We start from the raw sequence: 12,900 nt of genomic DNA on the forward strand, positions 1-12,900 counted from the left end.
ACGCACCAATCGCTGAGCCACATCACTCGCAGTGTCTTCGCGCAAAGGTCTCCAGCATGAGGACATTGCGCTGTCCGGCGGCAAGGTTGCCCCGTGCATTGGTCTCCAGGTTGAGGGGAGTGCGGGGCTGAAAGCCGCCTTCTGAGATCCTGCGCGCGAGGCCGGCCACCGCCCCGGCGTTCTTTGCGTGATCATCCCCTGCCCATCTTTTCCGCTGTACATTGGCGATATGTAAGATTGTAATACAAGGGCCTTTCGAGGCAGAGGGAAGGGGACAAGGCGATGAAGACGTTCCGACGACAGATCCTGCTCGCCGCGGCCGTGGTCGCGGGCTCCGTGGTGAGCGCAGCGGCCCAGCAACCGGCGACCCTGGTGGTGCCGCAGCTCGGCGAACCGAAGACGCTCAGCCCGAACTTCGCATCCGATTCGCTGGGCTTCGCACCGACGTCCAACGTCTACAGCCACCTCGTGGCGATCGACTGGGGCGTCAACAAGGGCACCGGCGCCTACGGGGACCTGGCGGAAAGCTGGACGACCAGCGAGGACGGCAAGACCGTCACCTTCAAGCTCGTCAAGAACGCCAAGTGGCACGACGGCAAGCCGGTCACGGCCCACGACGTCAAGTTCACCTTCGACACCATCATCCGCAAGAAGTACCCGGCCTTCGTCGTCCTCAAGAACGTCAAGGACATCACGGTGACCGACGACCAGACGGTCGTCCTCAACCTCATCGATCCCGAGGTCGGCTTCGTGCCGATGCTGGCCCAGGTGTCCACCTGGACGGCCAAGATCTATCCGAAGCACCTTTGGGAGGGGCAGGACGGCTTCGACGCCGGCCCGCTCGTCAACGCGCCGGTCGGGTCCGGACCGTTCAAGTTCTCCCGCTGGGAGAAGGGCGGGCTCGTCGAGCTCGAAGCCAACAAGGACTACTTCAAGGGCGCCCCGAAGGTCGACCGGCTGGTGTTCCGGCAGATCACGGACGTGAACGTGGCGCGTGCCGAGTTCGACAGCGGGCGCCTGCAGTTCCTGAACTACGAGTACGCGCCGCCGCTGGCCGAGATCCCGGCCCTGCAGCGCGACCCGAAGGTGAAGGTGGTCTTCACGCCGTCGCATTTCAGCCGCGACATCCAGATCAACCTCAAGAAGGCGCCGCTCGACAACGTCAAGGTTCGCCAGGCGATCGGCCATGCGATCGACCGCGACGCGATGAACAAGCTCGCCTTCAACGGGCTGTGGAAGCCGGCGATCAATGCCAGCGTCGAGAGCCAGGGCGATCTGATCAACCGGGACGCCAAGTTCCCGGCCTTCGACAAGGCACGGGCCGAGAAGCTGCTCGACGAGGCCGGGCTGCCGCGCGGCGCCGGCGGGTGGCGCTTCGACGTGTCGGTGACGAACCCGAACTTCCCCGATTGCAAGGCGATGATGGAGGTGCTGGTCCAGCAGCTGCGCCAGGTCGGCATCAACGCCAAGCTCGAGCAGTTCGACCAGGCCACCTGGTTCCGCCGCCAGGCCGAGAAGCAGTTCGACATCTCGTGCTACTTCACCCGCTATGGGCCGGATCCGGACGCCTTCCGCGAGCACTTCATGACGGGTGGCGGGCGCAACAACATGAGCTACTCCAACCCGGAGCTCGACGCGCTCGCCCAGAAGGCCGCCACGCTCAACAACAAGGACGAGCGTCGGAAGATGTATCACCGCATCCAGGAGATCATCGTCACCGACCTGCCCTACATCAACCTGTTCAACGAGCAGAAGACGACGCTCATCCGGACAGGCTGGTCGGGCTTCAACACCGAACCGGAGGCCTTCGACAAGGCCGTGACCTGGTTCGGCTATTACAGCGTGGTGCCGCCCGGCAAGTGAGAGCTTGTGGAACGAGGCCCGCCCCCGAAGAGCATGGGGGCGGTGTGCGGAAAGACTCACAAGGTCTGACACAGAGACGGGAGCCGCGCCTGCGCGGCTCCCTTTGCGGGTGAATCCATGAAGCGCTATCTGCTTCTGCGGGTGCTCCAGCTGGTGCCCGTGACCCTCGTCGTGATCGTGCTGAACTTCCTGCTCGTGCACATGGCGCCGGGGGACGTGTCGATCGTGCTCGCCGGCGACAGCGCCGATCCGGCCTATCTGGCGACGATCCGCGAACGCTACGGCCTGGATCGTCCGTTCATCGAACAGCTCTGGCGCTATCTGGTGCAGGTCGGGTCGGGCGACCTCGGCGTGTCGTTCCGCTCGCGCGAGCCCGTTTTCGCCGAGATCATGTCGCGCGTGCCCGCCACGCTCCTTCTGGTCGGCACGAGCCTCGCTTTGTCGGTCGTGCTGGGCACCATCATCGGCGCCTGGATCGCGCGGCGCCCCGGCTCGGCGCTCGACAGCGGCGTCAGCGCGCTCGCGGTCGCCCTGTTCAGCATGCCCGTGTTCTGGCTCGGCCTGATGATGGTGCTCCTTTTCGCCGTGCAGCTGCAGGTGCTCCCCGCCATGGGCATGTCCAGCGTGGACGGTCCCCGCGACGGCTTCGGCCGCGTGCTCGACGTCGCCCAGCACATGGTGCTGCCGGTGCTCTCCCTGACGACCGTCTCGCTCGGGCAGTACATCCGCCTGTCGCGCAGCGCGGTCGCCGAGGTGCTCGGCGAGAGCTACATCACCACGGTGCGGGCGATCGGCTTTCCGGAGCGCACCGTGCTGATGCACTACGCCTTGCGCAACGCCCTGCTGCCGGTCGTGACCGTGCTGGGACTCCAGCTGGGCCTCGTGCTGACGGGCGCGGTCCTCACCGAAACGGTGTTCTCCTGGCCGGGCCTCGGACGGCTCATCTACGACGCGATCCTGGCGCGCGACACGCCGGTCATCATGGGCTCCTTTATCGTCATGTCGGTCACCGTCGCGCTCGCCTCCCTCGCGACCGACCTCGTCTATGCCGCCCTCGATCCCAGGGTGAAGCTGGCGTGACCGGAAACCTGTTCCGCGCGCTGGCGTCGCGCGCTCCCTTCTGGATCAGCGCCGCGATCATCGTGGCCGCGGCCGTCATCGCGTTGCTCGCGCCGTTCCTGCCGCTCGCCGATCCCAACGCCATGGAGGGCGCGCCCTATTCGCCCCCGGGCGCCGAGCACTGGCTGGGCACCGACAATTTCGGACGTGACATCCTGTCGAGGCTCATCTGGGGCACGCGCCTCGCCTTCACGGTGGCGCTCGTCTCCTCGGCCATCGCGAGCCTGCTCGGCATCGTGCTGGGCTCCATCGCCGGCTATTTCGGCGGGCCCGTCGACGCGGTGCTGAGCCGCGCCTTCGAGGTGTTCCTGCTGATCCCCTCGTTCTTCCTCGTGCTGCTCATCGTGGCGCTGTTCGGCTCCAACATCGCCTACACGATGGTGGCCATCGCGCTCACGACGTGGCCGCGCTCGGCGCGCATCATGCGGGCGCAGGTGCTGAGCCTGAAGCAGCGCACCTACGTGCAGGCGGCGCGCGCGGTCGGCGCGTCCAACACCCACGTGCTGCTGCGCCATGTCGTGCCGAACGGGCTGGGCCCCATCGTCACCGACGCCACCATCCTGATGGGCCTCGCCATCCTCACCGAGGCGGGCCTGAGCTTCCTCGGCCTCGGCGACCAGAACGCGGTGAGCTGGGGCCGCATGATCTTCGAGGGCCAGCGCCAGCTGCGGCTCGCCCCCTGGATGTCGTTCTTCCCGGGGCTGTCGCTGCTGCTGCTGGTCGCCGCGTTCAACCTGCTCGGCGACGGCCTCAACCAGGCGCTGAGCCCACAACTGCGCCGCCTCGCCAACCGTGTCACCCCGCGCAAGCCGCTCGACCTGTCGGCGGCGGAGGCCGAGCCGACGCCCGCCGCGCCGATGATCGCGGTGCGCGACCTCGCGATGTCCTATGCGATCGGTACGCAGGCGCTGCGGGCGGTGGACGGCGTGTCGTTCAGCCTGGCGAAGGGCGAGAGCCTCGGCGTGGTCGGCGAAAGCGGCTGCGGCAAGTCGAGCCTCGGCGCCGCCATCCTCCAGGTGCTGGCGCCGAACGCGCGGCTCGAGGCTGGCGACGTGTCGATCGCGGGCCGGCCCGTGCTGCGCGACGGCCACACGGTGCGGGTCGATGGAAAGCCCGTGGTTGACGCGCTGAGGTGGAAGGACGCGTCGATCATCTTCCAGAGCGCGATGAACGCGCTCAACCCGGTGATGACGATCGAGCGGCAGCTCTCCGAGGCCTACCGGCTGCACCGGCCCGAAGCCACGGCCGAACAGGCGCGCGCCCGCATCGGCGAGGTCTTCGAGCTCATCGGCATTCCGATCGGGCGCCTTTCCGCCTACCCGCACGAGCTTTCGGGCGGCATGCGCCAGCGTGTGATGATCGCGCTCAGCCTGCTGCACGCGCCGGGCCTCGTCATCGCGGACGAGCCGACCACCGCGCTCGACGTGCTGGTGCAGGACCAGATCCTGGGCGAAATCGACGCGCTGCGCCGGCGCATGGGCCTCTCGCTGATCCTCATCTCGCACGACATGGGCGCGGTGGCCGAGACCTGCGACCGCGTCGCGGTGATGTATGCGGGCGAGTTCGTGGAAATCGCCCCGACGGACGTCATTTTCGATGCCCCGCGCCACCCCTATACGGTCGCCCTGCTGTCGTCGCTGCCCTCCGTCACCGGGCCGCGCAAGCCGCTGACCTCGATCCCCGGTGAGACGCCGTCCCTTACCGAGCCGATCACCGGCTGCCGCTTCGCCGCACGCTGCGGGCGGAGCACCGCGCTGTGCCGCGAACAGGCGCCGCCCCGGCATGTGGCGGGCGCCGGCCACGAGGTGCTCTGCCACTTCCCGGTCGGGGAGGCCGCGCCATGACCGCGCTTCTCGACATCGCCGACCTGAGCAAGCTCTATCCGCTGCGGCGCGGTCTCCTCGCGACGCTGCGCGGCGGCGAGGCGCCGATGCTGCGCGCCGTCGACGGCGTGTCGCTACGCCTGGCGGCGGGCGAGATCGTCGCGATCGTCGGCGAGTCCGGTTCGGGCAAGACGACCACCGGAAAGCTGGTGACGCTCCAGGAGCAGCCGACCTCGGGCACGATCCGGTTCGAGGGGCGCGACGTGCTCGGCCTGCGCGGGGCGGAGCTCAAGGACTACCGCCGACGCGTGCAGATGATCTTCCAGAACCCCTACGAGGCGCTGGACCCGCGCTACACGATCCTGCGGACGATCGTCGAACCGCTGGAGATCCATGGCGTCGGCACGCCCGGCGAGCGCAAGGACGTGGCCGAGGCGATGCTGGCCAAGGTGGACCTGCGGCCCACCAGCCGCTTCGCCAACCGCTATCCGGCGGACTTGTCGGGCGGGCAACTGCAGCGCGTCGCCATCGCGCGGGCGCTCGTGCTGGGGCCGAAGCTGGTGATCGCCGACGAGCCGGTGAGCATGCTCGACGTGTCGGTGCGCGCCGGGGTGATGAACCTCATGCTGTCGCTGAGCGCCGAGCTCGGCCTCGCCTCGCTCTACATCACCCACGACCTCGCCGTGGCGCGCGCCATGTCGACCCGCATCGCCGTGATGTATCTCGGCGCGGTCGTCGAGGAGGGGCCGACCGAGACGCTCGTCTCCGGCGCCGCCCATCCCTACACGCGCCTGCTCGTGGGCGCCGTGCCCGAGCACCGGGCCGGCAGCCGGCGCGCCCGCGTGCGGCTCACCGGCGAGGCCACGTCCGTGTCGAGCAAGCCCACCGGCTGCCGTTTCGCGCCGCGGTGTCCCCGCGCGCAGGCGGTGTGCACGACCAGCGTGCCGGCGCCCGTCCGCATCGGGGAGGGGCACTGGTCGGCCTGCCACTTCGCGGACGAGGTGGCGGTGGGGGGCTGAACGCTCTGGCTTGGCAGAGCCCCCCACGCCTCGTCCTGAGAGCTTGTGAAACGATCCGCTCCCCCCAACGTCCTCATCCTGAGCCGGCCGCAAGGCGGCCGAGTCGAAGGACGTCGGATGCTGCAACGGCACGCTTCTGCGTCCTTCGACTCACGGCCCTGCGGGCCGTGGCTCAGGATGAGGACGTCAGGGGGATGTTGGCGTGAAGGCCCTCAAGCCTAGCCCCGCGCCATCTCCTCGCCGATCCAGCTCACCGGCACGTGGCCGTACGACAGGAACCCGTCGTGGAAGGCGCGCGTGTCGCCGCCGATCGTCCGCCGCAGGTCCCAGATCTGCCGGGTGCCGAGGAAGTACATGAGCCGGGTGGCGGGCAGGATGGAGTTGCGGGTCGTTTCCGACCAGACGCGGGGGGCGGGGAAGCCGGCTTCGTCGGTGTAGAAGGACCGCATCCGCTCGAGGCCCCAGCCGCCGGCATGCAGGCCGATGTCGGCGAGCACGCTGGCCGCGTTGCGGCGCTGCGCCACGAGCGAGGCGAGATCGTCCCGCTCGTCGTAGAGGCCGTCCAGCTCGCTGGCGAGTTCGGTGACGTAGCAGGCCCACCCCTCGATCATGGTACCGGCTGCGAGCAGCGCGATGCCGCTGGCGCAGTCGTTGCCGCCGATGCGCGCGAGGCGGGAGGCGGCCTTGCGGGCCCTGGCATTCTGGGTGTGATGCCCGATCGAGCCGTGGTGCATGGCGTGCGTCTGCTTCACCGCCGTGAGCGGCTGCGGCACCGGCGCGGTCCAGTAGATGCTGCCCGTGCCCGCCGCGAGGGCCGAGGGACAGCGGTAGGACAGGAAATAGAGGTCTCCGGCCACGCCAGCGGCCCAGTCGGGCAGCGGGCGGAAGGACAGGTCGTAGTCGGTGGCCGGTGTCACCAGCCCGCCGGCGGTGGCCATGGTCCGCTCATGCCAGTGACGATAGGCCGAGGGCAGGTCCGCGACGGGGACGACGGGGTCCGGCGCGGCGGTACGGGCCGGGTGGGCCTCGATCCGCGCGGACAGGTCCCGGAAGGCGTCGGAGGCGAAGGCGACCGCCTCCTCGGGGCTCCACGCCAGGCCGTGGACCTCCCGCATGAGGAGAGCGAGATAGTCGCGACCACAGGCCGGTGCGCGATCCGGCAGCCCCTGCAGCGCCTGCGAGAAGGCGGCGAGGGCCTCGCGGGCCTTGCCCGCGGGGTGTTCAAGGGCTTGCGTCCACGAAGGATGCATCGGCAATCCCGTCGCCAGCAGGCGATCGAGGGCCGCGCATTCGCGCCGGGCCCGCTCGCACCAGTCGGCCGGCGTCGGGCGGCGCCCGATGTGGCGCAACCCGTCCGCCAGGAAGGCCGGTGCGGCTTCGAGGCGCTGGCGCAGGGCGTCCGGCGGGATGTCGCGTGCGCCCGGCAGCAGCAGGGAGATGAGGCCGAAGGCGACCTCGCCCGTGTACCAGCTCGGCTGGACGAAGCGCGGCCAGTGGTCGAGCGCGGCCTGCGCGTGCAGCAGGCTCGCCCGCATCAGGCGCGCGTCGAGGCGGCCGCCCGCGCTGTCCTGCGGCGGGGCCCGGTCGAGTGCCTGAAGCAAGGCCGCCACGGAGGCCCGCTCGGCCTCCGCGGTGTCCGGTGCGGCCGGCGGCAGCCGGTGGTCGTGTCCCGCGATGCCGATGAAAGACGCATCGACGGGATGGAACCGCGCGAGGTGGTCGAGGAAGCCCCCGACGAGGCGCTCCAGGGCCTCAGGCATCGGGATAGAGCGGCAGGTCCACCCAGCGGCGCTCCACGTGGGCCATGACGCAGGCGTCGACGATTTCCTGGCTGCGGGCGCCGTCCAGGAAGTCGCCTTCCGGCGGCCGGTTCTCCAGGATCTCGCCGATCCACAGCCGGACGAGGTTGCGGTAGTAAAGCTCGCGCCATTCCGTCCGCAGGCTGGTGCCGGGCGGGAAGTGGCTGTCGGGCAGCGTCACCGGTTCGAACTCGACCTTGTCGGCGGTGGCGAAGTGCAGGGTCTCGGCGATGCCGCGCTCGGTGACGAGGCGGCCGACGGCCGCGGCCTTGGACCCGTAGACGCGGATCTCGATGCCGGGATAGTTGCCGACCGCGACGATCGAGGTCTGCAGCATGCCCTGCGCGCCGGAGGCGAACTCGACGAGTGCCACGGTGCCGTCGTCGACGTTGATCTTCTGCAGGCCCTCGTAGCCGCGCACGGTCCGCTCGACCATGTAGTTGCTCATGGAGGATACGACGGCCTTGTACTCGCCGCCCATCCAGCGGACGAGATCGACGAGGTGCGACCCGTAGCCGACGATGGACATGGGGATCGGGTGCTTGGGCTGGAAATCCGCACCCTGCGGAACCTGCCGAAGCGGGAAGTACGGATCGAGGAACTGGCTGTTCTGCTCGAGGCCGTGGATGTGGAAGATCTCGCCCAGCGTGCCGTCCTCGATCCAGGCGCGGATCTGGCGCAGCGCCGGCGAGTACCGGAAGGTGAAGCCCACCTTGGTGCGGACCTTCGCCGCCTCCGCGGCACGGGCGAGCGCGAAGGCCTCCGTCGCGCTGCGGGCGATGGGCTTTTCGCAGAGCACGTGCTTGCCGGCCTCGATGGCCGCCATGCCCAGCGCATAGTGCGTGTCGGTGGGCGTGCAGACGTCCACCATCTGCACCTCGGGATCCGCGATCAGGTCCTCGGGCTTCGTGTAGACCTTGCGGATGTTGAACATCTTCGCCATGGCGGCCGCCCGCTCGGGGACGACGTCGCACACGGCCACCAGATCCACGCGCGGATCATTGGCGTAGCCGGGCAGGTGGGCCTTCTCCGCCCAGGTATGGGCGCCCAGGACACCGACGCCGAGTTTCTTGCCAGTCATGAAGCCACCTTCCCGCATTGCCGATCGGTAAGCTTGAGAGTGGCCGAAACGAGATTGTTAGACAATAGCACAAAGTCGGTGGATGGAGGGCTTCGATACGTTCATCCTCGACCTCTCGGCCGTCATGGCCGGGCTTGGCCCGGTCATCCACGACTTTGCCGGGGCCGCCCAGAAGGCGTGGATGCCCGGGCCGAGCCTGGGCATGACGCGCGCAGGGAGGGAGCCGGGAGCGGCGATAGTCCCGTCGTCTCGCGAGGGGAGGACATCGGAGCGGAAGGCGTGGGCCCTGAGGGTGCCTGTTCAGAGGCCGCCCCTCACTCCCCCGCCAGCCGCAGCACGAGGACGTCCTTCGCGGGGACGGTGATCTGGTCGCCGGGCAGTTCGCCACCCAGCGGCCAATGGCACGCGACCGGGCGCGCGCCCGCCAGCCGGCCCGACAGCACCACCCGCGTGCTGCGCTCCTGCGCCGTCGGATTCACGAGCCACAGGAACGTCCCCGCCTCCCCCTCGTGGATGCGCGCAAAAAGCTGCGGGTCGTCGAGGCGGACATGGGCCTCGCGGCCGGTCCAGGCGAAGACGTCCTGGAAGTAGCGGCGGTTCTCCGGGGCGCTGCTCTCGTAGTAGCCGATCGACGGATTGGTGCCGACGAGGAGCGTGCGTCCCTTGCCGAAGCTGTTCTCGACGACCGCCACGCGCCCGCCCTCGAAATGGCCCAGCGCCTTGCCGGTCGTGGGCACGTAGGACTGCAGGAGGCCGCCGCCGCGCACCGGCTGGGCCTGGTAGTCGAAGCGGATGCGGTCGCCGATGTCGGGCATGAACTCGACCTCGTCCTGGGCCACGCCGAAGACCGCGTCGAGGCCGAAGTTCGGCTGGGCCTGGCCGACATGGCCGCGGTCGCCGAAATAGCCCGGGCAGGCCTCGCTGACGAGCGTGCCGCCGGCGTCCACCCAGGTCTTCAGCTTCTCGGCGTGGGCCTGCGTCAGCATGATCGGATAGGGGGCGTAGATCGTGTCGTAGGCGTCGATGTCGTCGATGTGGACCCAGTCCGGCTGGATGCCGGTTTCGAGGAAGCCGCGATAGGCGCCCCATAGGGCGGCCGGCGAGGGCTTCTCCTTGCGCTCGAAGCAGAGCGCGTAGTCGAAGTCCATGGCCTCGGGCACGAACAGGATGCCGATCTCGCCCTTCACGGGCTTGGCCTCCCACATGCCGGCCTGGGCCGGATCGTTGGCCCATTTGGCGATACGGCTCTGCATGTCGGAGCGCGGCGTGCGCGAGCCGTCCATGCCGTAGGCGCCGAAGGCGCCGAAGAGCGGGCCGTCGAGGAGTGGGCGCCAGCGCAGGTTCAGGACGCCGCGCGCGCCGCCGGCGAAGGAGAGCAGCGTCCAGATGCGCAGGTCCTCGGGCGTGGCGACGCGCCCGTCCTCCTTGTCGCGGCCGATCACCTGGGGCTGCAGCCAGAGCGGGCCGCCCTGGCGCTCGGCGTGCCAGAACGGCTTGCCGCGCGAGGCGCCGCGCACGATGTCGACGCCGTACCAGCTCTTCCACGGCTCGGTGCCCTTGCGGGCCTGGATCCAGGTGAAGCCGTAGACCTCGACCTTGGAGGCGGCGAGCCAGTCGTCGCAGGCATTCGCCGAGTAGAACGGCACGGCGCTCGATATGCCGTGCGCCGCGATCATGCAGTCCGGGTCGATGGAGCGCACGAGGTCGATGCGCCATTGCATCTGCTCATAGGCGTTGTCGCGGCGGAACTGCAGCCAGTCGAGCACCTCGGGGTAGGGCGCCATCTGCACCGGCGGCTCGATGTCCTCCCACTCGGCGTAGCTGTAGCGGTTCCAGGCCCGCGCCAGCGTCTTCAGCGAGCCGTAGCGTGCCTTCAGCCACTCGCGGAAGGCGGCCTTGGTCCAGGTGCTGTATTCGACGTCGGCGCCGATGTTGCACTCGTTCCAGATGTCGTAGCCGAGCAGTCCCGGATGGCCCTTGTAGCGTGTCGCCATGGCGGTCAGGAACTTGCCCGCCGCCTCCTTCACGGCCGGGCTGTTCAGCGTCAGCACGCCGGCGCCCCAGCCGTTGTTGGCGAAGCCGCCGGTGGCGCTGCTGACGCCCATGAGGGAGGAGAGGGGCCGCCCGTCCGCGCGGATCTGGCGGGCGTCGGCATAGCGCCGCACGGCCCAGTCGGGCACAGCGTGGATGAGCTCGGCGACCACGGTCTTGATGCCGTTCTTCGCGGCGAGGTCGAGCTGGCGATCGTATTCCTCGAAGTCGTATTCGCCGGGCGCGACCTCGATCGAGCCCCACATGAACCAGTGCCGGAAGACGTTCATGCCGTCTTCCGCCGCCACGCCGTAGTCGCGCTCCCAGTGCTCGCGCGGCGGATTGGACTTGCGGAAATAGACCGCGCCGAAGGGAAGCTGCATGGGAAGTCGGGCCATCGGTGTCTCCGGGAGTCTCTGGCGCGTCGAAGGATTGGTCAGGCGGGGACCGGCGCCACGAAGCGGCGCCGGTTGAGCATGCGCTTGTGGCGCGGATCGGGGCTCGGCACTGCCGAGATGAGGCTCTGGGTGTAGGGCTCGCGCGGGGCCGAGCAGATCTCTGCGGCGGGCCCGATCTCGACGATCTTTCCGCGATGCATCACGGCGACGCGGTCGCAGAAATAGCGGATCACCGAGATGTCGTGGGAGATGAAGACGAAGGAGAGCGACAGGCGCTGCTGCAGCTCCAGCAGCAGGTCGAGCACCTGGCTGCGGATCGACACGTCGAGCGCCGACGTCGCCTCGTCGGCGATGATGACGCGGGGATCGAGCGCCAGCGCGCGCGCGATCCCGATGCGCTGGCGCTGGCCGCCCGAGAAGGCGTGCGGATAGCGCTCCATGCCCTTGGGGTCGAGCCCCACCATGGTCATCAGTTCGGCGACGCGGGCCTGCACCTGCTTGCGGTCCTGGCCAAGGCCCGAGACGACGAGCGGATCGGCGATGATCTCGCGCACGGTCATGCGCGGGTTGAGCGATCCGAACGGGTCCTGGAAGACGAAGCGGACGTCGCGGCGGAAGGCCGCGAGGCCCCCGGCGTCGAGCGTCGTGACTTCCCGCATCGCGCCATCGGCGCCCCGGTAGGAGATGCTGCCGGCGGTGGGCTCGATGACCCGCATCAGGAGCTTGCCGATGGTGGTCTTGCCCGATCCGCTCTCGCCGACGATGCCGAGGTTCTCGCCCGCATGCAGGTCGAAGCTCACGTCGTCCACGGCCTTCAGCGAGAAGGGCTTGCGGCCGAAGAAGCTGCCTTCGGTCGAATAGACCTTCGAGAGGTTGCTGACCGACAGGACCGGTTCGCCCGCGGGCGCCACGGTGCGGGCGCCGCGCTCGAGCTTCACCGTCGCGGCCAGGAGCTGGCGCGTGTAGGGGTGTTGCGGGGCGTGGAAGATCGCGTCGACCCCGCCGGTCTCGACGACCTTGCCGTAGCGCATCACCGCGACCGTGTCGGCCGTCTCGGCCACGACCCCGAGGTCGTGGGTGATGAGCAGCATGGACATGCCCTTCTCGACCTGGAGCCGGCGCACGAGATCGAGGATCTCGGCCTGCGTCGTCACGTCGAGGGCGGTGGTCGGCTCGTCGGCGATGAGGATTTCCGGGTTGCCGGCGAGAGCCATCGCGATCATGGCGCGTTGGCGCATGCCGCCGGAAAACTCGAAGGCGTAGCGGTCGACCATGGCGGCCGGATTGCTGATCTCGACCTGCCGCAGCAGCTCGATGGTGCGCTCGCGGGCCTCGTCCTTCGAGAGCCCGCTGTGCAGGCGCACGGCCTGGCCGATCTGGAAACCGATGGTGTGGACCGGCGAGAGCGAGCTCATCGGCTCCTGGAACACGAGGCCGATGCGCTTGCCGCGGATGGCCCGGATGGCCCGGCTTTTCGGATCGAGCGTCGCGACGTCGACGGCGCCGTCACCCTCGCGCAGGAGAATGCTGCCGCCGACGAGCCGGCCGGGCCGTTCGACGAGGCCCATCAGCGAGCGCGCCGTGACGCTCTTGCCCGAGCCGCTTTCGCCCACGAGGCAGAGCGTCTCGCCGCGCCGCAGGTCGAAGCTCACCTGCCGGACCGCGTGCAGGATGTAGTCGTGCATGGTGAAGTCGATCGAGAGATCGCGGACCGACAGCACGACGTCGGGAGGCAGGGACTGGGTCGGGGGCAGGCCGCTCATCCTG

At 69.2% G+C, this 12,900-nt stretch carries 8 protein-coding genes; 4 read left to right on the top strand and 4 right to left on the bottom strand.

Annotation, left to right across the window (positions count from 1 at the left end; genetic code table 11):
- The first annotated feature begins 282 nt into the window (after nucleotides 1-282).
- The 4 genes from Q0Q47_RS14240 (at nucleotide 283) to Q0Q47_RS14255 (ending at nucleotide 5,824) form a co-directional block, all read left to right on the top strand.
- A complete protein-coding gene (locus Q0Q47_RS14240; protein WP_293860843.1) occupies nucleotides 283-1,863 on the top strand; it encodes an ABC transporter substrate-binding protein in 1,581 nt (526 codons plus the stop codon).
- Nucleotides 1,864-1,980: 117 nt separating this feature from the next.
- Nucleotides 1,981-2,943, top strand: coding sequence for an ABC transporter permease (locus tag Q0Q47_RS14245; protein WP_293860846.1), 963 nt, complete (start codon nucleotides 1,981-1,983; stop codon nucleotides 2,941-2,943).
- Nucleotides 2,940-4,826 (top strand): dipeptide/oligopeptide/nickel ABC transporter permease/ATP-binding protein, encoded by a 1,887-nt coding sequence (locus Q0Q47_RS14250; protein WP_293860849.1) that lies wholly within the window; start codon nucleotides 2,940-2,942, stop codon nucleotides 4,824-4,826. The genes Q0Q47_RS14245 and Q0Q47_RS14250 overlap by 4 nt, the downstream gene beginning before the upstream one ends.
- Nucleotides 4,823-5,824, top strand: coding sequence for an ABC transporter ATP-binding protein (locus tag Q0Q47_RS14255; protein ID WP_293860852.1), 1,002 nt, complete (start codon nucleotides 4,823-4,825; stop codon nucleotides 5,822-5,824). Before Q0Q47_RS14250 ends, Q0Q47_RS14255 begins: the two co-directional genes overlap by 4 nt.
- 218 nt (nucleotides 5,825-6,042) lie before the next feature.
- Here Q0Q47_RS14255 and Q0Q47_RS14260 read toward each other — a convergent pair whose 3' ends face one another.
- The 4 genes from Q0Q47_RS14260 to Q0Q47_RS14275 form a co-directional block, all read right to left on the bottom strand.
- Nucleotides 6,043-7,584: a DUF885 family protein gene (locus Q0Q47_RS14260; RefSeq protein WP_293860855.1), complete on the bottom strand. Its 1,542-nt coding sequence runs from the start codon at nucleotides 7,582-7,584 to the stop codon at nucleotides 6,043-6,045.
- Nucleotides 7,577-8,704, bottom strand: a complete 1,128-nt coding sequence (locus Q0Q47_RS14265; RefSeq protein ID WP_293860858.1) for a Gfo/Idh/MocA family oxidoreductase — start codon at nucleotides 8,702-8,704, stop codon at nucleotides 7,577-7,579. The genes Q0Q47_RS14260 and Q0Q47_RS14265 overlap by 8 nt, the downstream gene beginning before the upstream one ends.
- A 314-nt stretch (nucleotides 8,705-9,018) precedes the next feature.
- Entirely contained in the window at nucleotides 9,019-11,133 is a 2,115-nt protein-coding gene (locus Q0Q47_RS14270; RefSeq protein WP_293860861.1) for a beta-galactosidase, read from the bottom strand.
- A 38-nt stretch (nucleotides 11,134-11,171) separates the two neighbouring features.
- On the bottom strand, nucleotides 11,172-12,896 hold the full coding sequence (locus tag Q0Q47_RS14275) for an ABC transporter ATP-binding protein (RefSeq protein ID WP_293860864.1): 1,725 nt from the start codon (nucleotides 12,894-12,896) through the stop codon (nucleotides 11,172-11,174).
- Between the last annotated feature and the right edge of the window lie 4 nt (nucleotides 12,897-12,900).

It is taken from the genome of uncultured Alsobacter sp. (genome assembly GCF_945952055.1).
Classification (GTDB): Bacteria; Pseudomonadota; Alphaproteobacteria; order Rhizobiales; family Beijerinckiaceae; genus Alsobacter.

Excerpts from the sequence above, each read along its gene's own strand:
- Q0Q47_RS14240 (WP_293860843.1), top strand. The coding sequence starts at position 283 with ATGAAGACGTTCCGACGACAGATCCTGCTCGCCGCGGCCGTGGTCGCG.
- Q0Q47_RS14245 (WP_293860846.1), top strand. The coding sequence starts at position 1,981 with ATGAAGCGCTATCTGCTTCTGCGGGTGCTCCAGCTGGTGCCCGTGACC.
- Q0Q47_RS14255 (WP_293860852.1), top strand. The coding sequence starts at position 4,823 with ATGACCGCGCTTCTCGACATCGCCGACCTGAGCAAGCTCTATCCGCTG.
- Q0Q47_RS14260 (WP_293860855.1), bottom strand. The coding sequence starts at position 7,584 with ATGCCTGAGGCCCTGGAGCGCCTCGTCGGGGGCTTCCTCGACCACCTC.
- Q0Q47_RS14265 (WP_293860858.1), bottom strand. The coding sequence starts at position 8,704 with ATGACTGGCAAGAAACTCGGCGTCGGTGTCCTGGGCGCCCATACCTGG.
- Q0Q47_RS14270 (WP_293860861.1), bottom strand. The coding sequence starts at position 11,133 with ATGGCCCGACTTCCCATGCAGCTTCCCTTCGGCGCGGTCTATTTCCGC.
- Q0Q47_RS14275 (WP_293860864.1), bottom strand. The coding sequence starts at position 12,896 with ATGAGCGGCCTGCCCCCGACCCAGTCCCTGCCTCCCGACGTCGTGCTG.